This is a genomic window from Stenotrophomonas sp. NY11291 (assembly GCF_023277365.1).
GTDB classification, from domain to species: domain Bacteria; phylum Pseudomonadota; class Gammaproteobacteria; order Xanthomonadales; family Xanthomonadaceae; genus Stenotrophomonas; species Stenotrophomonas geniculata.
Genome location: NZ_CP096975.1, coordinates 858443 through 877188 on the forward strand (window position 1 = coordinate 858443; position 18746 = coordinate 877188).

At 62.7% G+C, this 18746-nt stretch carries 26 protein-coding genes; all 26 read left to right on the forward strand.

Going from position 1 to position 18746, the window contains the following annotated elements; all coding sequences use genetic code 11:
- Positions 1–14: 14 nt before the first annotated feature.
- Positions 15–4238 (forward strand): DNA-directed RNA polymerase subunit beta', encoded by a 4224-nt coding sequence (gene rpoC, locus M1L61_RS03875; RefSeq protein WP_248854357.1) that lies wholly within the window; start codon positions 15–17, stop codon positions 4236–4238.
- A gap of 283 nt (positions 4239–4521) precedes the next feature.
- Positions 4522–4896: a 30S ribosomal protein S12 gene (gene rpsL, locus M1L61_RS03880; protein WP_004145320.1), complete on the forward strand. Its 375-nt coding sequence runs from the start codon at positions 4522–4524 to the stop codon at positions 4894–4896.
- Between the two features lie 12 nt (positions 4897–4908).
- Entirely contained in the window at positions 4909–5382 is a 474-nt protein-coding gene (gene rpsG, locus M1L61_RS03885; RefSeq protein WP_004145321.1) for a 30S ribosomal protein S7, read from the forward strand.
- A 141-nt stretch (positions 5383–5523) separates the two neighbouring features.
- Positions 5524–7665, forward strand: coding sequence for an elongation factor G (gene fusA, locus M1L61_RS03890; RefSeq protein ID WP_010480354.1), 2142 nt, complete (start codon positions 5524–5526; stop codon positions 7663–7665).
- Between the two features lie 52 nt (positions 7666–7717).
- Positions 7718–8908, forward strand: coding sequence for an elongation factor Tu (tuf, locus tag M1L61_RS03895; RefSeq protein WP_004154360.1), 1191 nt, complete (start codon positions 7718–7720; stop codon positions 8906–8908).
- Between the two features lie 332 nt (positions 8909–9240).
- Complete coding sequence (rpsJ, locus tag M1L61_RS03900) at positions 9241–9552, forward strand: 30S ribosomal protein S10 (RefSeq protein WP_005408208.1); 312 nt, start codon at positions 9241–9243, stop codon at positions 9550–9552.
- 11 nt (positions 9553–9563) lie between these two features.
- Complete coding sequence (gene rplC / locus M1L61_RS03905) at positions 9564–10214, forward strand: 50S ribosomal protein L3 (RefSeq protein ID WP_004145336.1); 651 nt, start codon at positions 9564–9566, stop codon at positions 10212–10214.
- Between the two features lie 12 nt (positions 10215–10226).
- Positions 10227–10832 (forward strand): 50S ribosomal protein L4, encoded by a 606-nt coding sequence (gene rplD / locus M1L61_RS03910; protein ID WP_004145337.1) that lies wholly within the window; start codon positions 10227–10229, stop codon positions 10830–10832.
- Positions 10829–11128, forward strand: coding sequence for a 50S ribosomal protein L23 (gene rplW / locus M1L61_RS03915; RefSeq protein WP_004145338.1), 300 nt, complete (start codon positions 10829–10831; stop codon positions 11126–11128). Before rplD ends, rplW begins: the two co-directional genes overlap by 4 nt.
- Positions 11129–11138: 10 nt before the next feature.
- On the forward strand, positions 11139–11966 hold the full coding sequence (rplB, locus tag M1L61_RS03920) for a 50S ribosomal protein L2 (protein ID WP_004145339.1): 828 nt from the start codon (positions 11139–11141) through the stop codon (positions 11964–11966).
- 6 nt (positions 11967–11972) lie between these two features.
- Entirely contained in the window at positions 11973–12242 is a 270-nt protein-coding gene (gene rpsS, locus M1L61_RS03925) for a 30S ribosomal protein S19 (protein WP_004154485.1), read from the forward strand.
- Positions 12243–12254: 12 nt separating this feature from the next.
- Positions 12255–12590, forward strand: a complete 336-nt coding sequence (rplV, locus tag M1L61_RS03930; protein ID WP_004145348.1) for a 50S ribosomal protein L22 — start codon at positions 12255–12257, stop codon at positions 12588–12590.
- A gap of 18 nt (positions 12591–12608) precedes the next feature.
- On the forward strand, positions 12609–13343 hold the full coding sequence (gene rpsC, locus M1L61_RS03935; RefSeq protein WP_005415414.1) for a 30S ribosomal protein S3: 735 nt from the start codon (positions 12609–12611) through the stop codon (positions 13341–13343).
- Positions 13344–13348: 5 nt separating this feature from the next.
- Positions 13349–13762, forward strand: a complete 414-nt coding sequence (gene rplP / locus M1L61_RS03940; RefSeq protein WP_004154486.1) for a 50S ribosomal protein L16 — start codon at positions 13349–13351, stop codon at positions 13760–13762.
- Positions 13762–13947, forward strand: coding sequence for a 50S ribosomal protein L29 (gene rpmC, locus M1L61_RS03945; RefSeq protein WP_004154487.1), 186 nt, complete (start codon positions 13762–13764; stop codon positions 13945–13947). Before rplP ends, rpmC begins: the two co-directional genes overlap by 1 nt.
- Before the next feature lie 11 nt (positions 13948–13958).
- On the forward strand, positions 13959–14228 hold the full coding sequence (rpsQ, locus tag M1L61_RS03950) for a 30S ribosomal protein S17 (RefSeq protein WP_004154489.1): 270 nt from the start codon (positions 13959–13961) through the stop codon (positions 14226–14228).
- A 12-nt stretch (positions 14229–14240) separates the two neighbouring features.
- Positions 14241–14609 (forward strand): 50S ribosomal protein L14, encoded by a 369-nt coding sequence (gene rplN / locus M1L61_RS03955; RefSeq protein WP_010483978.1) that lies wholly within the window; start codon positions 14241–14243, stop codon positions 14607–14609.
- Between the two features lie 16 nt (positions 14610–14625).
- Positions 14626–14943, forward strand: coding sequence for a 50S ribosomal protein L24 (gene rplX / locus M1L61_RS03960; protein WP_004154490.1), 318 nt, complete (start codon positions 14626–14628; stop codon positions 14941–14943).
- Positions 14944–14954: 11 nt separating this feature from the next.
- Positions 14955–15497, forward strand: coding sequence for a 50S ribosomal protein L5 (gene rplE, locus M1L61_RS03965; RefSeq protein WP_004154491.1), 543 nt, complete (start codon positions 14955–14957; stop codon positions 15495–15497).
- Between the two features lie 18 nt (positions 15498–15515).
- Positions 15516–15821, forward strand: a complete 306-nt coding sequence (gene rpsN, locus M1L61_RS03970; RefSeq protein WP_005408209.1) for a 30S ribosomal protein S14 — start codon at positions 15516–15518, stop codon at positions 15819–15821.
- Between the two features lie 258 nt (positions 15822–16079).
- Positions 16080–16478 (forward strand): 30S ribosomal protein S8, encoded by a 399-nt coding sequence (gene rpsH / locus M1L61_RS03975; RefSeq protein WP_005408210.1) that lies wholly within the window; start codon positions 16080–16082, stop codon positions 16476–16478.
- Between the two features lie 18 nt (positions 16479–16496).
- Entirely contained in the window at positions 16497–17021 is a 525-nt protein-coding gene (gene rplF / locus M1L61_RS03980; protein WP_010483977.1) for a 50S ribosomal protein L6, read from the forward strand.
- Positions 17022–17053: 32 nt separating this feature from the next.
- Positions 17054–17407: a 50S ribosomal protein L18 gene (rplR, locus tag M1L61_RS03985; protein ID WP_010483976.1), complete on the forward strand. Its 354-nt coding sequence runs from the start codon at positions 17054–17056 to the stop codon at positions 17405–17407.
- A 161-nt stretch (positions 17408–17568) separates the two neighbouring features.
- On the forward strand, positions 17569–18111 hold the full coding sequence (rpsE, locus tag M1L61_RS03990; protein WP_004145411.1) for a 30S ribosomal protein S5: 543 nt from the start codon (positions 17569–17571) through the stop codon (positions 18109–18111).
- Positions 18104–18295: a 50S ribosomal protein L30 gene (gene rpmD / locus M1L61_RS03995; protein WP_004154497.1), complete on the forward strand. Its 192-nt coding sequence runs from the start codon at positions 18104–18106 to the stop codon at positions 18293–18295. The genes rpsE and rpmD overlap by 8 nt, the downstream gene beginning before the upstream one ends.
- A gap of 6 nt (positions 18296–18301) precedes the next feature.
- Complete coding sequence (gene rplO, locus M1L61_RS04000; RefSeq protein ID WP_004154498.1) at positions 18302–18745, forward strand: 50S ribosomal protein L15; 444 nt, start codon at positions 18302–18304, stop codon at positions 18743–18745.
- Position 18746 lies beyond the last annotated feature (1 nt).

Below are 18746 nucleotides of genomic sequence, written 5' to 3' on the forward strand. Positions count from 1 at the left end.
TTCTGGAGAACACCATGAAAGACCTGCTCAACCTCTTCAACCAGCAGCGCCAGACGCTGGACTTCGACGCGATCAAGATCGCGCTGGCTTCGCCGGACCTGATCCGTTCGTGGTCCTTCGGCGAAGTGAAGAAGCCGGAAACCATCAACTACCGTACCTTCAAGCCGGAACGCGACGGCCTGTTCTGCGCCGCCATCTTCGGCCCGGTGAAGGACTACGAGTGCCTGTGCGGCAAGTACAAGCGCATGAAGCACCGCGGCGTGGTCTGCGAAAAGTGCGGCACCGAAGTGACCCTGGCCAAGGTGCGTCGTGAGCGCATGGGCCACATCGACCTGGCCTCGCCGGTCGCGCACATCTGGTTCCTGAAGTCGCTGCCGTCGCGCATCGGCCTGATGCTGGACATGACCCTGCGCGACATCGAGCGCGTGCTGTACTTCGAAGCCTACGTGGTGACCGAGCCGGGCCTGACCGCCCTGGAGCGCCGCCAGCTGCTGACCGAAGAACAGTACCTGCAGGCCCGCCAGGAGCACGGTGACGACTTCGACGCCGCCATGGGCGCCGAGGCCGTGTACGAACTGCTGCGCACCATCGACCTGCAGTCGGAAATGACCCGCCTGCGCGAGGAAATCGCTGCTACCGGTTCGGAAACCAAGCTCAAGCGCCTCACCAAGCGCATCAAGCTGATCGAAGCCTTCCTGGAATCGGGCAACCGTCCGGAGTGGATGGTCATGACCGTGCTGCCGGTGCTGCCGCCGGACCTGCGTCCGCTGGTCCCGCTGGATGGCGGCCGCTTCGCGACCTCCGACCTGAACGACCTGTACCGCCGCGTCATCAACCGTAACAACCGCCTGCGCCGCCTGCTCGAACTGAGCGCGCCGGACATCATCGTGCGCAATGAAAAGCGCATGCTGCAGGAATCGGTCGATGCGCTGCTGGACAACGGCCGTCGTGGCCGTGCCATCACCGGCACCAACAAGCGCCCGCTGAAGTCGCTGGCCGACATGATCAAGGGCAAGCAGGGTCGCTTCCGCCAGAACCTGCTCGGCAAGCGCGTCGACTACTCGGGCCGTTCGGTCATCGTGGTCGGTCCGTACCTGCGCCTGCACCAGTGCGGCCTGCCGAAGAAGATGGCGCTCGAGCTGTTCAAGCCGTTCGTCTTCGCCAAGCTGCAGCGTCGTGGCCTGGACACCACCATCAAGGCTGCCAAGAAGCTGGTCGAGCGCGAAGAAGCCGAAGTCTGGGACATCCTGGAAGAGGTCATCCGCGAGCATCCGGTGATGCTGAACCGTGCGCCGACCCTGCACCGTCTGGGCATCCAGGCGTTCGAGCCGGTGCTGATCGAAGGCAAGGCCATCCAGCTGCACCCGCTGGTCTGCACCGCGTTCAACGCCGACTTCGACGGTGACCAGATGGCCGTCCACGTGCCGCTCTCGCTGGAAGCCCAGCTGGAAGCGCGTGCGCTGATGATGTCCACCAACAACATCCTGTCGCCGGCCAACGGCGAGCCGATCATTGTGCCGTCGCAGGACGTCGTGCTGGGTCTGTACTACATGACCCGCTCGCTGGAAAACAAGAAGGGCGAGGGCATGGCCTTCGCCAACATCGCCGAAGTCAAGCGTGCCTACGACAACCGCGTGGTGGAACTGCACGCCAAGGTCAAGGTCCGCATCACCGAGGTGGTGACCGACGAAGACGGCAACAAGCAGAACAAGACCTCGATCGTGGACACCACGATCGGTCGCGCCCTGCTGGCTGAAATCCTGCCGGAAGGCCTGCCGTTCGCGCTGGCCAATGTCGAGCTGACCAAGAAGAACATCAGCCGCCTGATCAACTCCAGCTACCGCCAGCTGGGCCTGAAGGACACGGTCGTGTTCGCCGACAAGCTGATGTACACCGGCTTCGCGTACGCGACCCGCGCCGGCGTCTCCATCGGCATCGACGACATGCTGATCCCGGACGAGAAGAAGGGCATCCTCACCGAGGCCGAAGCCGAAGTGCTGGAAATCCAGGAGCAGTACCAGTCGGGCCTGGTCACCGCCGGCGAGCGCTACAACAAGGTGGTCGACATCTGGTCGCGCACCAACGAGCGCATCGCCAAGGCGATGATGGACACCATCGGTACCGAGAAGGTGGTCAACGCCAAGGGTGAGACCATCGACCAGAAGTCGATGAACTCGCTGTACATCATGGCCGACTCCGGTGCGCGTGGTTCGCAGGCGCAGATCCGTCAGCTGGCCGGCATGCGCGGCCTGATGGCCCGTCCGGATGGCTCGATCATCGAGACGCCCATCAAGGCGAACTTCCGCGAAGGCCTGAACGTGCAGGAGTACTTCAACTCCACCCACGGTGCCCGTAAGGGTCTGGCCGATACCGCGCTGAAGACCGCGAACTCGGGTTACCTGACCCGTCGTCTGGTCGACGTCGCGCAGGACGTGGTGATCACCGAGGTGGATTGCGGTACCACCGAAGGCCTGATCATGACCCCGATCGTGGAAGGCGGCGACGTGGTCGAGCCGCTGAAGGACCGCGTGCTGGGTCGCGTGGTTGCCGAGGACGTGTTCCTGCCGGGCAACGACGAAGATCCGATCGTCACCCGCAACACCCTGCTGGACGAAGCCTGGGTTGCCAAGCTGGAAGATGCCGGCGTGCAGACCATCAAGGTCCGCTCGACCATCTCCTGCGAATCGGCCTTCGGTGTCTGCTCGCGCTGCTACGGCCGCGATCTGGCCCGTGGTCACCTGGTCAACATCGGTGAAGCGGTCGGCGTCATCGCCGCCCAGTCCATCGGTGAGCCGGGTACCCAGCTGACCATGCGTACGTTCCACATCGGTGGTGCGGCGTCGCGAGCTGCTGCGGTCGACAACATCACCGTCAAGACCACCGGCTCGGTCAAGTTCAGCAACCTCAAGTCCGTCGAGCATGCCAACGGCTCGCTGGTGGCAGTGTCGCGCTCGGGCGAAATCTCGGTGCTCGATGCCCACGGCCGTGAGCGTGAGCGTTACAAGCTGCCGTACGGTGCGACCATCACGTCCAAGGACGGTGATGCGATCAAGGCGGGCCAGACCGTGGCCAACTGGGATCCGCATAACCACCCGATCGTGTCGGAAGTGGCCGGCTTCATCCGCTTCATCGACTTCGTCGACGGCATCACCGTCATCGAGAAGACCGACGAGCTGACCGGCCTTGCTTCGCGCGAAATCACCGATCCGAAGCGTCGTGGTACCCAGGCCAAGGATCTGCGCCCGATCGTGCGCATCGTCGACGCCAAGGGCAACGACCTGTCGATTCCGGGCACCGACCTGCCGGCGCAGTACCTGCTGCCGCCGCGTTCGATCGTCAACCTGCAGGACGGCGCTGCCGTCGGCGTGGGTGACGTGGTCGCCAAGATTCCGCAGGAAGCGTCGAAGACCCGCGACATCACCGGTGGTCTGCCGCGCGTGGCCGATCTGTTCGAAGCGCGCAAGCCGAAGGATCCGGCGGTGCTGGCCGAGCGTTCGGGCATCATCAGCTTCGGCAAGGACACCAAGGGCAAGCAGCGCCTGATCATCAAGGACACCGATGGTTCGGAGCACGAAGAGCTGATTCCGAAGTACCGCCAGGTCATCGTGTTCGAAGGCGAGCATGTCACCAAGGGTGAAACCATCGTGGACGGCGAGCCGAGCCCGCAGGACATCCTGCGCCTGCTGGGTGTCGAACCGTTGGCGGCCTACCTGGTGAAGGAAATCCAGGACGTGTACCGCCTGCAGGGCGTGAAGATCAACGACAAGCACATCGAGGTGATCACCCGCCAGATGCTGCGCAAGGTCGAGATCACCGACCAGGGCAGCAGCAAGTTCCTGAACGGCGAGCAGGTGGAGCGTCAGCGCGTTATCGAGGAGAATGCCCGCCTTGCAGCCCGCAACGAGCTGCCGGCGCACTTCGATCCGGTCCTGCTGGGTATCACCAAGGCCTCGCTGGCGACCGAATCGTTCATCTCGGCCGCGTCGTTCCAGGAAACCACCCGCGTGCTGACCGAAGCGGCCGTCCGCGGTACCAAGGACAACCTGCGCGGTCTGAAGGAAAACGTGATCGTGGGCCGCCTGATCCCGGCCGGTACCGGTCTGTCGTACCACAGCAGCCGCCGCCGCGGCGCTTCGGGTCTGACCGACTCGGAGATGCAGGCCCTGACCGGCACCCCGGCTGCAGTCGAGGCTCCGGCCGTTGAAGCTGAAGCTGAACAGGCGTCCGGCGAAGAATGAGGTATCCGGTCCGGCCGCAAGGCCGGACCACCCCGTCGGTTCATCGACGGGTAGGGAAAGGGCAGGGGAGGTCGTCCGCGATCGCCCCGGCCAACCTGAACGGGGTACATGGAGGCCCCCCAGTAACGTTCCAGGATCAGGAACGGGCTTGACAGGAGGCGTTTGACTGCTTTCCTGACGGGTTGCTACAATCGTCTGTCTCAGCAGGCCAGAATTTTGGCCTGCTTTAACATTTCCGCATCTCTGGTCGGATTTTCCGGCCACCAATCAGAAGAACCTACTGATGGCGACGATCAACCAGCTGGTCCGCAAGCCGCGGCAAGCGACCACCTACAAGAGTGCCTCGCCGGCGCTCGACAAGTGCCCGCAGCGCCGTGGCGTCTGCACCCGTGTCTACACCACCACTCCGAAGAAGCCGAACTCGGCTCTGCGCAAGGTTGCCAAGGTCCGCCTGACCAACCAGGAAGAAGTGATTTCCTACATCGGTGGTGAAGGCCACAACCTGCAGGAGCACTCCGTGGTCCTGATCCGCGGCGGTCGCGTCAAGGACCTGCCGGGTGTGCGTTACCACACCGTTCGTGGCTCGCTCGACGCCGCCGGCGTTGCCAAGCGTCGCCAGGCCCGTTCCAAGTACGGCGCCAAGCGTCCGAAGGCATAAGGAGAGAGCACTATGTCGCGTAAGGGTAATACTCCGCAGCGTTCCGTCCTGCCCGATCCGAAGCACGGAAGCGAAACCATCGCCCGCTTCATCAACATGGTCATGCAGAGCGGCAAGAAGTCCGTCGCCGAAAAGATCGTGTACGGCGCCATGGACGTGATCACCGAGAAGAACAGCAGCGCCAACGCCATTGAACTGGTGCAGAAGGCTCTGGACAACGTCGCTCCGGCGGTCGAAGTCAAGTCGCGCCGCGTCGGTGGTGCCACCTACCAGGTGCCGGTCGAAGTGCGTTCGTCGCGCAAGATGGCTCTGGCCATGCGCTGGCTGATCGACTCCGCGCGCAAGCGTGGTGAGAACACCATGCCGAAGAAGCTGGCTGCTGAACTGATCGACGCCTCGGAAAACCGTGGCGGCGCCATCAAGAAGCGCGAAGAAACCCACCGCATGGCCGAAGCCAACAAGGCATTCGCCCACTACCGCTGGTGAGTTTGACGGCCTTGTAAAACAGGCAGGGCAGCACCACTTCGGTGCGTGCTGCCTCGCGGTCCCAGAAGGACTGCGCCAATCCGAAGGCCGCCGAAAGGCGGCGTTCGGCCATCCGAAATCCAAGAAATCTGAGAGGCTCCCGTGGCCCGTTCCACTCCCATCGAGCGTTACCGTAACTTCGGCATCATGGCTCACATCGATGCCGGCAAGACCACCACGTCCGAGCGCATCCTGTTCTACACCGGCAAGAGCCACAAGATCGGTGAAGTGCACGACGGCGCCGCCACCATGGACTGGATGGAGCAGGAGCAGGAGCGTGGCATCACGATCCAGTCCGCTGCCACCACCGCGTTCTGGAAGGGCATGGACAAGTCCCTGCCGGAGCACCGCTTCAACATCATCGACACCCCCGGGCACGTCGACTTCACCATCGAAGTGGAGCGCTCGCTGCGCGTGCTCGACGGTGCCGTCTTCGTCCTGTGCGCCGTCGGTGGCGTGCAGCCGCAGTCGGAAACCGTGTGGCGCCAGGCCAACAAGTACCACGTGCCGCGCATCGCGTTCGTCAACAAGATGGACCGCACCGGTGCCAACTTCCAGAAGGTCGTCGGCCAGCTGAAGGCCAAGCTGGGCGCGGTTGCCGTGCCGATGCAGCTGCCGATCGGCGCTGAAGACAACTTCAAGGGCGTTGTCGACCTGCTGAAGATGAAGGCCATCCATTGGGATGAGGCTTCGCAGGGCATGAAGTTCGAGTACGGTGAAATCCCGGCCGAACTGCAGGGCCCGGCTGAAGAGGCTCGCCAGTTCATGGTCGAGACCGCTGCCGAAGCCAGCGAAGAGCTGATGGAAAAGTACCTGGGCGGCGAAGAGCTGGCCGAGGCTGAAATCATCAATGCGCTGCGTACCCGCACCCTGGCCACTGAAATCGTGCCGATGTACTGCGGCTCGGCCTTCAAGAACAAGGGCGTGCAGGCCATGCTGGACGGCGTGATCCAGCTGCTGCCGTCGCCGGTCGACGTGCCGGACGTGAAGGGTGTGGACGTTGACGACGACACCGTCGAAATGACCCGCAAGTCGGACGACAAGGCTCCGTTCTCGTCGCTGGCCTTCAAGATCATCACCGACCCGTTCGTCGGCGCGCTGACCTTCTTCCGTGTCTACTCGGGCACCCTGAACGGTGGCGACACCGTGCTGAACTCGGTGAAGGGCAAGAAGGAGCGCATCGGTCGCATCCTGCAGATGCACTCGAACAACCGCGAGGAAATCAAGGAAGTTCTGGCCGGTGACATCGCCGCTGCCGTGGGCCTGAAGGACACCACCACCGGTGACACCCTGTGCGCCGTGGACGCCCCGATCATCCTGGAGCGCATGACGTTCCCGGAGCCGGTGATCTCGATGGCCGTCGAGCCGAAGACCAAGTCGGACCAGGAAAAGATGGGTCTGGCCCTGGGCCGTCTGGCGCAGGAAGATCCGTCGTTCCGCGTCAAGACCGACGAAGAATCCGGCCAGACCATCATCTCGGGCATGGGCGAGCTGCACCTGGACATCATCGTCGACCGCCTGAAGCGCGAGTTCAACGTTGAAGCCAACGTCGGCGCGCCGCAGGTGGCCTACCGCGAAACCATCACCCTGGCCGACGTCAAGTCGGACTACAAGCACGCCAAGCAGTCCGGTGGTAAGGGTCAGTACGGTCACGTCGTGATCGAGCTGTCGCCGATCACCGCTGAAGATCGTGCCGATCCGAAGATCGCTCCGATGATCAAGGACGACTTCCTGTTCATCAACGACATCACCGGCGGCGTGATCCCGAAGGAATTCATTCCGTCGGTTGAAAAGGGCCTGCGCGAAACCATCACCAGCGGCCCGCTGGCTGGCTTCCCGGTCGTGGACGTCAAGGTGAAGCTGGTGTTCGGTTCGTACCACGACGTCGACTCCTCGGAAATGGCGTTCAAGCTGGCTTCGTCGATGGCCTTCAAGCAGGGCTTCGCCAAGGCCAAGCCGGTGCTGCTGGAGCCGATCATGAAGGTCGAGATCGTGACCCCGGAGGATTACCAGGGTGACGTGATGGGCGACGTCAGCCGTCGTCGCGGCGTGCTGCAGGGTTCCGACACCACCGGTGACGGTTCGGCCAGCATCATCAACGCGATGATCCCGCTGGGTGAAATGTTCGGCTACGCCACTGCGCTGCGTTCGCAGACCCAGGGCCGCGCCACCTTCACCATGGAATTCGATCACTACGAGCCGGCGCCGACCAACATCGCCGAAGCCGTCATGAAGAAGGGCTGAGCCTTGCTCAGCCTCTCTTGAAACCACTTACGAACAATCAAGGTATAGAACAATGGCAAAGGGTAAGTTCGAGCGCACCAAGCCGCACGTCAACGTCGGCACCATCGGTCACGTCGACCACGGCAAGACCACGCTGACCGCTGCACTGACCAAGATCGGTGCCGAGCGCTTCGGTGGCGAGTTCAAGGATTACTCCTCGATCGACGCCGCTCCGGAAGAAAAGGCGCGTGGTATCACGATCTCGACCGCGCACGTCGAATACGAATCCCCGGTCCGTCACTACGCCCACGTCGATTGCCCGGGCCACGCTGACTACGTCAAGAACATGATCACCGGTGCCGCCCAGATGGACGGCGCGATCCTGGTGTGCTCGGCCGCTGACGGCCCGATGCCGCAGACCCGCGAGCACATCCTGCTGTCGCGTCAGGTCGGCGTGCCGTACATCGTCGTGTTCCTGAACAAGGCCGACATGGTTGACGACGCCGAGCTGCTCGAGCTGGTCGAGATGGAAGTGCGCGAGCTGCTGAGCAAGTACGACTTCCCGGGCGACGACACCCCGATCATCGCCGGTTCGGCCCGTCTGGCGCTGGAAGGCGACCAGAGCGACATCGGCGTGCCGGCCATCCTGAAGCTGGTCGACGCGCTGGACAGCTGGATCCCGGAGCCGGAGCGCGCGATCGACAAGCCGTTCCTGATGCCGGTGGAAGACGTGTTCTCGATCTCGGGCCGCGGCACCGTGGTGACCGGTCGTATCGAGCGCGGCGTGATCAAGGTTGGCGACGAAATCGAAATCGTCGGCATCCGTCCGGTGCAGAAGACCACCGTGACCGGCGTTGAAATGTTCCGCAAGCTGCTGGACCAGGGTCAGGCAGGCGACAACGCTGGCCTGCTGCTGCGCGGCACCAAGCGTGACGACGTCGAGCGTGGCCAGGTCCTGGCCAAGCCGGGTTCGATCAAGCCGCACACCAAGTTCGAAGGCGAAGTCTACGTCCTGTCGAAGGACGAGGGCGGCCGTCACACCCCGTTCTTCAACGGCTACCGTCCGCAGTTCTACTTCCGCACCACCGACATCACCGGCGCAGCTGCTCTGCCGGAAGGCGTCGAAATGGTGATGCCGGGTGACAACGTCAAGATGGTCGTCACCCTGATCAACCCGGTGGCAATGGACGAAGGCCTGCGCTTCGCCATCCGCGAAGGCGGCCGTACCGTCGGCGCCGGCGTGGTCTCGAAGATCATCGAGTAATCTGGTAGTATCTGCGCCCCGATGTTGCCTGGGTAGGGCATCGGGGCGTATCAAATGGGAAAGCAGGCACAGGATGTGCCTTGTGTTCCCCGGACCAGGAAGGGTCAATGCCATTCAGGCGGCGTCAACAGGCGACTGTTGACAGCTGCCTTGCGTGCCATTATGCTTCTACGTCTGGGCAGGCCTGGGAACGGGTCTGCCTACGTTTTTGAGGTCTATGGAGTGACCTTGTCGGCCTGCAGGAGTGTGGGCCGTCCGTATTCAGGAATTTCATGGGACAAAGCAACCCAGAGGCTTTGTCTGTCGCTCTTTTAACGAAGGAACCTACCGCCATGGCGGACCAAAAGATCCGGATCCGGCTGAAAGCGTTCGATCATCGTCTGATCGACCGTTCGGCCAGCGAGATCGTTGAAACGGCAAAGCGGACCGGCGCGCAAGTGCGTGGCCCGATCCCGCTGCCGACCAAGATCGAGCGTTACACCGTTCTCGTTTCCCCGCACGTCGACAAGGACGCGCGTGACCAGTACGAGACCCGCACGCACAAGCGCGTGCTCGATATCGTTGACCCGAATGACAAGACCGTGGACGCGCTGATGAAGCTCGAACTGGCTGCCGGCGTCGACGTTCAGATCAAGCTGACCTGAGGACTACGACCATGACGAAGAAGTATTCGTTGGGCTTCGTGGGCCGCAAGGCCGGCATGAGCCGCGTGTTCACTGAAGATGGCCGCTCCATCCCGGTGACCCTGATCGAAGCAACCCCGAACCGCATCGCGCAGATCAAGACCGTCGAAACCGACGGCTACAGCGCCGTGCAGGTGACCGTCGGCGCGCGTCGCGCTGCCCTGGTCAACAAGCCGGAAGCCGGCCACTTCGCCAAGGCGAAGGTGGAAGCGGGTCGTGGCCTGTGGGAATTCCGCGTTGAAGACGCGCAGCTCGGCGATTTCGCCGTTGGCGGCGAAGTCAAGGCGGACATCTTCGAAGTCGGCCAGATCGTCGACGTCCAGGGTGTCACCAAGGGTAAGGGCTTCCAGGGCACCATCAAGCGCCACAACTTCCGTATGGGCGATGCAACCCACGGTAACTCGCTGTCGCATCGCGCGCCGGGTTCGCTGGGTCAGCGCCAGACCCCGGGTCGCGTTTTCCCGGGCAAGAAGATGTCGGGCCACATGGGCGCGGTGCAGCAGAGCACCCAGAACCTGGAAGTGGTCAAGGTCGACGTCGAGCGCGGTCTGATCGCCGTTCGCGGCGCCGTTCCGGGCGCGGCGGGTGGCGACGTGATCGTCCGTCCGGCGAGCAAGGCATAAGGAGAGATGACGATGGAACTCGTTATCACGGGTAGCAACAACAAGGTCTCGGTCTCCGACGCCGTGTTCGGTCGCGATTTCAGCGAAGATCTGGTCCACCAGGTCGTCGTTGCCTACCGCAACGCCGGTCGCGCCGGCACCAAGGCACAGAAGACTCGCTCCGAAGTGGCTGGTACCACCAAGAAGTCGAAGAAGCAGAAGGGCGGCGGCGCGCGTCATGGCGCACTGACGGCTCCGATCTTCGTCGGCGGCGGTGTCACCTTCGCGGCCAAGCCGCGCAGCTTCGAGCAGAAGGTCAATCGTAAGCAGTACCGTGCCGCCATGTGCGCGATCCTGTCCGAGCTGAACCGTCAGGGCCGTCTGACCATCGTGGAGTCCTTCGACGTCGAAGTGACCAACACGAAGGGTCTGATCGCCAAGCTGGCCGGCCTGGAAGTGGGCAAGCGCCCGCTGATCGTCACCGAAGAAGCGTCCGAGCACCTGTACCTGTCCGCCCGCAATCTGCCGTACGTGCAGGTGCGTGACGTCCAGGGTCTGGATCCGGTCTCGCTGGTGGGTGCCGACACGGTCGTCATCACCGCTGACGCGGTCAAGAAGGTCGAGGAGTGGCTGGCATGAACAGCAACGAAAAAATCTTCAGCGTGCTGCGTGCCCCGCGTGTCTCCGAAAAGACCGCGCGCCTGCAGGAACTCTCCAACCAGTATGTCTTCGAAGTTTCGAACGAAGCCACCAAGGCCGATGTAAAGGCCGCGGTTGAGCAGCTGTTCGACGTCAAGGTCGAAGCCGTCAACGTGGTCAACGTCAAGGGCAAGAACAAGTCCTTCCGTAACCGTGCTGGCCGCCGCGGCGATTGGCGCAAGGCGTACGTTCGCCTGGCCGATGGCCAGTCGATCGATGTAACGGCCAAGGCCTGAGGTACATCCCATGCCATTGATGAAATTCAAGCCCACTTCCCCCGGTCGCCGTTCGGCCGTGCGCGTGGTCACTCCCGACCTGCACAAGGGTGCTCCGCACGCTGCGCTGGTCGAGTCGCAGAGCCGCTCGGGTGGTCGTAACCACCATGGCCGCATCACCGTGCGTCACGTCGGTGGTGGTGCCAAGCAGCACTACCGCATCATCGACTTCAAGCGCAACAAGCTGGGCATCCCGGCGCGCGTGGAACGCATCGAATACGATCCGAACCGCACCGCGCACATCGCTCTGCTGTGCTACGTCGACGGTGAGCGTCGCTACATCATCGCCCCGAAGGGCCTGAAGGCTGGTGATCAGGTGATCGCTGGTTCGGATGCCCCGATCAAGGCCGGCAACACCCTGCCGCTGCGCAACATCCCGGTCGGCACCACCATCCACTGCATCGAACTGAAGCCGGGCAAGGGCGCTCAGATCGCTCGCGCCGCGGGTGCGGCCGTGCAGCTGGTGGCTCGTGAAGGCATCTACGCCACCCTGCGCCTGCGCTCGGGTGAAATGCGTAAGGTTCCGGTCGAGTGCTGCGCCACCATCGGCGAAGTCGGCAACGACGAGCACAGCCTGGAAAAGCTGGGCAAGGCCGGTGCCAAGCGTTGGCGCGGCGTCCGCCCGACCGTTCGTGGTGCTGCCATGAACCCGGTTGACCACCCGCACGGTGGTGGTGAGGCGAAGGCCGGCCAGGGTAATCCGCATCCGGTCACCCCGTGGGGTGTCCCGACCAAGGGTTACAAGACGCGCCATAACAAGCGCACTCAGCAGTTCATCGTCCGCGATCGTAGGGGCTAATCGACCATGGCACGTTCACTCAAGAAGGGCCCGTTCGTCGATCACCACCTCGTCAAGAAGGTGGAGGCCGCTGCGGGCAGCAAGAAGCCGATCAAGACCTGGTCGCGCCGTTCGATGATCCTGCCTGACATGGTAGGCGTCACCATTGCCGTGCATAACGGCAAGAACCACATCCCGGTTCTCGTCAACGAGAACATGGTCGGCCACAAGCTCGGCGAATTTGCCATCACCCGGACCTTCAAGGGTCACGGTGGTGACAAGAAGTCGGGCAAGTAAGGAGAGATGACAATGGAAGCGAAAGCCATCCTGCGCACTGCGCGCATCTCCCCGCAGAAGGCTCGTCTGGTCGCTGACCAGGTGCGCGGTCTGCCGGCCGAGCGTGCGGTCAACCTGCTGAAGTTCTCGGACAAGAAGGCTGCCCACCTGATCAAGAAGGTGGTGGAGTCGGCTATTGCAAATGCCGAAAACAACCAGGGCGCCGACGTCGACGAGCTGAAGGTTCAGACCATCATGGTTGATGAAGGTCCGACCCTGAAGCGTTTCATGGCGCGGGCGAAAGGCCGCGGTACCCGCATCCTCAAGCGCACCAGCCACATCACTGTGGTTGTGGGCGCCGCCAAGTAAGCGGATAAGGAAAAGACCATGGGTCATAAAGTTCATCCGATTGGTATCCGCCTCGGCATTTCCAAGGACTGGAACTCCAAGTGGTACGCCAACAAGGCCGAGTTCGCTGGTTACCTGGCAGCCGACCTGAAAGTGCGCGACATGCTGCGCAAGAAGCTGGCTCAGGCCGGCATCAGCAAGATCCTGATCGAGCGTCCGGCCAAGACCGCTCGCGTGACGATCCACACCGCCCGTCCGGGCGTGGTGATCGGCAAGCGCGGTGAGGACATCGAGAAGCTGCGCAAGGAAGTGAGCGAAATGATGGGCGTCCCGGCGCACATCAACGTCACCGAAGTGCGCAAGCCGGAACTGGACGCGCAGCTCGTTGCCGAGTCGATCGCCCAGCAGCTGGAGCGTCGCATCATGTTCCGCCGTGCAATGAAGCGCTCGGTCGGCAACGCGATGCGCCTGGGTGCCCTGGGCATCAAGGTCAACGTCGGTGGCCGCCTCAACGGTGCAGAAATCGCCCGTTCGGAGTGGTACCGCGAAGGCCGCGTGCCGCTGCACACCCTGCGTGCCGACATCGACTATGGCTTCGCTGAAGCCAAGACGACCTACGGCATCATCGGCATCAAGGTCTGGATCTACAAGGGCGAGGTCTTCGATTTCTCCCAGGTTGGCCAGGAAAAGCAGGACGACACCCCGTCGCGCAACGATCGTCACGATCGCGGCGACCGTGGTGACCGTCAGCGCCCGGCCCGTGAAGCGAGGTAACGACAATGTTGCAACCCAAGCGAACCAAGTACCGCAAGGTACACAAGGGCCGTAACGATGGCCTGAGCTGGAGCGCCAACGCTGTCAGCTTCGGCGAATACGGCCTGAAGGCAACCGCACACGGTCAGCTGACCGCGCGTCAGATCGAAGCGGCCCGCCGCTCGATCAGCCGCTACGTCAAGCGCGGCGGCAAGATGTGGATCCGCGTGTTCCCCGACAAGCCCATCACCAAGAAGCCCATCGAAGTCCGAATGGGTTCTGGTAAGGGTAACGTGGAATACTGGGTGGCCCAGATCCAGCCCGGCCGCATGATCTATGAAATCGAGGGTGTTTCCGAGGAAGTGGCTCGCGAGGCGTTCCGCCTGGCCGCCGCCAAGCTCTCGGTCACCACCACTTTCGTGACCCGTACGGTGCGCTGATGGATATCAAAACTCTCCGTGAAAAGTCGGCTGACGAACTCAAGGCCCACCTGATCGACCTGCGTAAGGAACAGTTCTCTGTCCGTATGCAGCAGGTCACCGGCCAGCTGCCGAAGACCCACGACATTCGCCGGGTCCGTCGCGAGATTGCTCGCGTCAAGACCCTGCTCGGCAGCACGAAGTAAGGATGGCCGCTATGAGCGACAATACTGAAAAGAAGACGCTGCGCACGGTCGAAGGCCGTGTCGTCAGCAACAAGATGGACAAGACGGTTACCGTCCTGGTTGAGCGTCAGGTCAAGCACGCGCTGTACGGCAAGTACATCAAGCGCTCGACGAAGCTGCACGCCCACGATGCCGACAACGCCTGCAAGGAAGGCGATGTCGTCCGCGTGACCGAGATTGCTCCGATGTCCAAGACCAAGAACTGGCGCGTGGTGGAAGTCATCACGCGTGCGGCTGAATAAGGAGTCTGAATCATGATCCAGATGCAGAGCTACCTTGACGTCGCGGACAATTCGGGTGCCAAGCAGGTGATGTGCTTCAAGGTGCTGGGTGGTTCCAAGCGCCGTTACGCCGGCATCGGCGACATCATCAAGGTCACCGTGAAGGATGCGATTCCGCGCGGCAAGGTCAAGAAGGGTGAAGTGTATGACGCCGTCGTGGTGCGTACCCGCAAGGGTGTGCGTCGCGCCGACGGTTCGCTGATCCGCTTCGACGGCAACGCGGCCGTCCTGCTGAACAACAAGCAGGAGCCGATCGGTACCCGTATCTTCGGGCCGGTGACCCGTGAACTTCGTTCGGAGAAGTTCATGAAGATCGTCTCGCTCGCTCCCGAAGTGCTGTGAGCGACAGGAGATAATCATGGCTAACCGTATCAAGAAGGGCGACCAGGTTGTCGTCAACGCTGGCAAGGACAAGGGCAAGCAGGGCGAAGTCGTCCGCGTCGACGGCGACCGTGTGGTCGTCGCCAACGTGAACATCGTCAAGCGCCACACCAAGCCGAACCCGCAGGCAGGTGTTGCCGGCGGCGTGGTCGAGCGCGAAGCTTCGATCCATATCTCCAACGTGAATGTTCTGAACCCGGCTTCGGGCAAGGGCGAACGCGTTGGCTTCAAGGTGCTGGAGGATGGACGCAAACTGCGTGTGTTCCGCTCCAGCGGTGAGGCGCTCGACGCCTGAGGAATGAGAAGATGAGTTCCCGTCTCGAAAAGTTCTACAAGGACGAAGTGGTGCCGGCGCTGATGAAGCAGTTCGGCTACACCAATCCGATGGAAGTGCCGAAGCTGGTCAAGGTCACCCTGAACATGGGTGTCGGCGAAGCGGCCACCAACAAGAAGATCCTGGAAAACGCCGTCGGCGACATGACCAAGATTTCCGGCCAGAAGCCGGTTGTCACCAAGTCGCGTGTGTCGGTTGCGTCGTTCAAGATCCGCGATGGTTGGCCGATCGGCTGCAAGACCACGCTGCGTCGCCACAAGATGTACGAGTTCCTGGATCGCCTGATCAACATCTCGCTGCCGCGCGTGCGCGACTTCCGTGGTGTTTCCGGTCGTTCCTTCGACGGCCGCGGCAACTTCAACATGGGTGTGAAGGAGCAGATCATCTTCCCGGAAATCGACTTCGACGCCGTCGACGCGATCCGCGGTATGGATATCGCCATCACCACCACTGCGAAGACCGACGCGGAAGCGAAGGCGCTGCTGGCAGCGTTCAAGTTCCCGTTCCGTAACTGATCTGTCGAGGAAACCGAAATGGCAAAGACCTCCATGGTCAACCGCGACATCAAGCGGGAAAAGCTGGCAAAGAAGTACGCTGAAAAGCGTGCGGCTCTGAAGAAGATCGTGTCCTCCGTGGACGCGACCTACGAAGAGAAGATCGACGCCGCAACCAAGCTGGCCAAGCTGCCGCGCGATTCGTCGCCGAGCCGCCAGCGCAACCGTTGCGAGCTGTCGGGTCGTCCGCGTGGCGTCTACAGCAAGTTCGGCCTCGGCCGTAACAAGCTGCGTGAAGCCACCATGCGTGGCGACGTCCCGGGTCTGCGCAAGGCCAGCTGGTAATCCCAGCCGGCCCTGCGATCAGGAGCCCCTCCGGGGGTTCCTGAACCGGGCAGGGGAGGCATTCAGCTTTCCCGACGCAAAAAAACCGAAGAGCCCGGCGCAAGCCGGGCTCTTTTGGCGTATACTCCCGCGTCTTGCCCTGCGCAAACGGGGTCGTAGGAGTGGGCTTCCGGCCCGCTGCATCAAGGGACCTGGCCCGTTTCCAGGAGACAACAGATTTTCGCGAAAGCGGATATCGGTGCACTCAAAGGTACTCATATGAGCATGACTGATCCCATCGCCGACCTGCTGGTCCGCATCAAGAATGCGGCCGCGGTTGGCAAGCAGACGGTGAAAGCCCCGTCGTCCAAGATCAAGGTTGCGATCGCCCAGGTCCTGAAGGACGAGGGTTACATCACCGACCTGCGCGTGACCCAGCTGGAGAACAACAAGTCCGAGCTGGAAATCGTGCTGAAGTATTTCGAAGGCAAGCCGGTCATCGCGACCCTGAAGCGCTTCTCGCGTTCGGGCCTGCGCCAGTACCGCGGCAAGAGCGAGCTGCCGAAGGTCATGAACGGCCTGGGTATCTCCATCATTTCCACCTCCAAGGGCATCATGACTGATGCGCAGGCGCGCCAGCTGGGCGTCGGCGGCGAAGTCCTGTGCTTCGTGGCCTAAGGCGAAAGGAGTAGAACTATGTCCCGCGTAGCCAAGAAGCCGATCGACCTGGGTAAGGTTGAACTGAACGTCCAGTCGGACAGCGTCACCGCCAAGGGCCCGAAGGGCTCCCTGTCGCTGGCCAAGCCGGCCGGTATTGCCATCAACGTCGACAACGGCGTTGCCACCCTGAGCACCGAGAACGCCGAGCTGGTCGCACTGACCGGTACCGTGCGTGCGATCCTGGCCAACATGGTCAAGGGCGTGTCCGAAGGCTTCGAGCGCAAGCTGGAGCTGGTCGGCGTGGGTTACCGTGCTGCCATGCAGGGCAAGGACCTGAGCCTGTCGCTCGGTTTCTCGCACCCGGTCGTGTTCGTGGCGCCGGAAGGCATCACCATCACCACCCCGACCCAGACCGAGATCCTGGTCCAGGGCGCTGACAAGCAGGTCGTCGGTGAAGTTGCCGCCAAGATCCGTGCGTTCCGCAAGCCGGAGCCGTACAAGGGCAAGGGCGTGAAGTACTCCGACGAAGTCATCATCCGTAAGGAAGCCAAGAAGGCCTAATTAGGCACTTCCGCTTTCAAAGGAAAAACATCATGAACAAGAACATCGCCCGCCTGCGTCGCGCCAAGTCGACCCGCGCCCACATCCGTGAGCTCGGCGTCGCCCGCCTGTCGGTGCTGCGCACCGGCCAGCACCTGTACGCCCAGGTCTTCACCGCCGACGGTTCCAAGGTGCTGGCTGCCGCCAACACCACCCAGACCGACGTCATGGAAGGCCTGAAGAACGGCAAGAACGCCGACGCCGCCGCCAAGGTCGGCCGCATCGTTGCCGAGCGCGCCAAGGCCGCCGGCATCGAGAAGGTTGCCTTCGATCGTTCGGGCTACCGCTACCACGGCCGCATCAAGGCCCTGGCAGAAGCCGCCCGCGAAGCCGGCCTGCAGTTCTAAGGGATAAGGGCAGGGGACCTGTGGTCTCCTGCCCGCCTGCTCGCCCGCCTGAGTGAGGCGGGACGGCGCCACTCTTCTGCAGTGGTCCACCGGAACAACGCGACATTCCACAACCATAAGCGGCCTCGAGCCGTACATACCCAAACTACCAAGGAATCAACATGGCAGAAGAGCGTCAGCAGCGGGGTCGCGATCGCGACCGTAACCGCGAAGAGAAAGTCGACGACGGCATGATCGAAAAGCTGGTCGCGGTCAACCGCGTCAGCAAGACCGTCAAGGGTGGCCGCCAGTTCACCTTCACCGCCCTGACCGTGGTCGGCGACGGTGAAGGCAAGGTCGGTTTCGGCTATGGCAAGGCCCGCGAAGTGCCGGTCGCCATCCAGAAGTCGATGGAGCAGGCCCGCAAGAACCTGGTCAGCGTTGACCTGAACAACGGCACCCTCTGGCACACCATCAAGGATGGTCACGGCGCAGCCCGCGTGTTCATGCAGCCGGCTTCGGAAGGTACCGGCGTCATCGCCGGCGGTGCCATGCGCGCCGTGCTGGAAGCCGTTGGCGTGAAGAACGTGCTGGCCAAGGCCACCGGTTCGCGCAACCCGATCAACCTGGTGCGTGCCACCGTGAAGGGCCTGTCTGCTGCGCAGTCGCCGGCCCGCATCGCGGCCAAGCGCGGCAAGAAGGTGGAGGAACTCAACCATGGCTAATGAGTCCAACAAGACTGTGAAGGTGCGCCTGGTGCGCGGCCTGCGTGGTACCCAGTCGCGTCACCGCCTGTCGGTGCGTGCTCTGGGTCTGAACAAGCTCAACGATGTGCGTGAACTGAAGGACAGCCCGCAGGTTCGCGGTCTGATCAACACCGTTCACTACCTCGTCAAGGTTGAGGAGTAATCGATCATGACTCTGCGTCTCAATGAACTGAGCCCGGCACCGGGCGCCCGCACCGAGCGCACCCGCGTCGGTCGCGGTATCGGCTCGGGCCTGGGCAAGACTGCCGGCCGCGGCCACAAGGGTTCGTTCGCCCGTAAGGGTGGCGGCAAGATCAAGGCTGGCTTCGAAGGCGGCCAGACCCCCATGCAGCGTCGTCTGCCGAAGATCGGCTTCCGTTCGCCGATCGCCAAGGACACCGCTGAAGTGCTGCTGTACGCGCTGGACAAGCTGCCGGCCGGTGAGATCGACTTCGCCGCCCTGCGTGCTGCCAAGCTGGTCCCGAGCACTGCGAAGAAGGCCAAGGTCGTCGTCAAGGGCGAAGTGACCAAGGCGTTCACCCTGAAGGGTATCGCTGCCACGGCGGGTGCCAAGGCCGCGATCGAAGCTGCCGGCGGCAGCGTAACGGAGTAAG

Bases quoted from the DNA above. Each gene is read 5' to 3' on its own strand.
- rplV (WP_004145348.1), top strand. From the start codon at position 12,255: ATGGAAGCGAAAGCCATCCTGCGCACTGCGCGCATCTCCCCGCAGAAG.
- rplN (WP_010483978.1), top strand. From the start codon at position 14,241: ATGATCCAGATGCAGAGCTACCTTGACGTCGCGGACAATTCGGGTGCC.
- rplC (WP_004145336.1), top strand. From the start codon at position 9,564: ATGACGAAGAAGTATTCGTTGGGCTTCGTGGGCCGCAAGGCCGGCATG.
- rplB (WP_004145339.1), top strand. From the start codon at position 11,139: ATGCCATTGATGAAATTCAAGCCCACTTCCCCCGGTCGCCGTTCGGCC.
- rpsS (WP_004154485.1), top strand. From the start codon at position 11,973: ATGGCACGTTCACTCAAGAAGGGCCCGTTCGTCGATCACCACCTCGTC.
- tuf (WP_004154360.1), top strand. From the start codon at position 7,718: ATGGCAAAGGGTAAGTTCGAGCGCACCAAGCCGCACGTCAACGTCGGC.
- rpsC (WP_005415414.1), top strand. From the start codon at position 12,609: ATGGGTCATAAAGTTCATCCGATTGGTATCCGCCTCGGCATTTCCAAG.
- rplD (WP_004145337.1), top strand. From the start codon at position 10,227: ATGGAACTCGTTATCACGGGTAGCAACAACAAGGTCTCGGTCTCCGAC.
- rpsQ (WP_004154489.1), top strand. From the start codon at position 13,959: ATGAGCGACAATACTGAAAAGAAGACGCTGCGCACGGTCGAAGGCCGT.
- rplR (WP_010483976.1), top strand. From the start codon at position 17,054: ATGAACAAGAACATCGCCCGCCTGCGTCGCGCCAAGTCGACCCGCGCC.
- rplO (WP_004154498.1), top strand. From the start codon at position 18,302: ATGACTCTGCGTCTCAATGAACTGAGCCCGGCACCGGGCGCCCGCACC.
- rplP (WP_004154486.1), top strand. From the start codon at position 13,349: ATGTTGCAACCCAAGCGAACCAAGTACCGCAAGGTACACAAGGGCCGT.
- rpmD (WP_004154497.1), top strand. From the start codon at position 18,104: ATGGCTAATGAGTCCAACAAGACTGTGAAGGTGCGCCTGGTGCGCGGC.
- rpsJ (WP_005408208.1), top strand. From the start codon at position 9,241: ATGGCGGACCAAAAGATCCGGATCCGGCTGAAAGCGTTCGATCATCGT.
- rpsG (WP_004145321.1), top strand. From the start codon at position 4,909: ATGTCGCGTAAGGGTAATACTCCGCAGCGTTCCGTCCTGCCCGATCCG.
- rplF (WP_010483977.1), top strand. From the start codon at position 16,497: ATGTCCCGCGTAGCCAAGAAGCCGATCGACCTGGGTAAGGTTGAACTG.
- rpsE (WP_004145411.1), top strand. From the start codon at position 17,569: ATGGCAGAAGAGCGTCAGCAGCGGGGTCGCGATCGCGACCGTAACCGC.
- rpoC (WP_248854357.1), top strand. From the start codon at position 15: ATGAAAGACCTGCTCAACCTCTTCAACCAGCAGCGCCAGACGCTGGAC.
- rpsL (WP_004145320.1), top strand. From the start codon at position 4,522: ATGGCGACGATCAACCAGCTGGTCCGCAAGCCGCGGCAAGCGACCACC.
- rpsH (WP_005408210.1), top strand. From the start codon at position 16,080: ATGAGCATGACTGATCCCATCGCCGACCTGCTGGTCCGCATCAAGAAT.
- rplX (WP_004154490.1), top strand. From the start codon at position 14,626: ATGGCTAACCGTATCAAGAAGGGCGACCAGGTTGTCGTCAACGCTGGC.
- rpsN (WP_005408209.1), top strand. From the start codon at position 15,516: ATGGCAAAGACCTCCATGGTCAACCGCGACATCAAGCGGGAAAAGCTG.
- rplW (WP_004145338.1), top strand. From the start codon at position 10,829: ATGAACAGCAACGAAAAAATCTTCAGCGTGCTGCGTGCCCCGCGTGTC.
- rpmC (WP_004154487.1), top strand. From the start codon at position 13,762: ATGGATATCAAAACTCTCCGTGAAAAGTCGGCTGACGAACTCAAGGCC.
- rplE (WP_004154491.1), top strand. From the start codon at position 14,955: ATGAGTTCCCGTCTCGAAAAGTTCTACAAGGACGAAGTGGTGCCGGCG.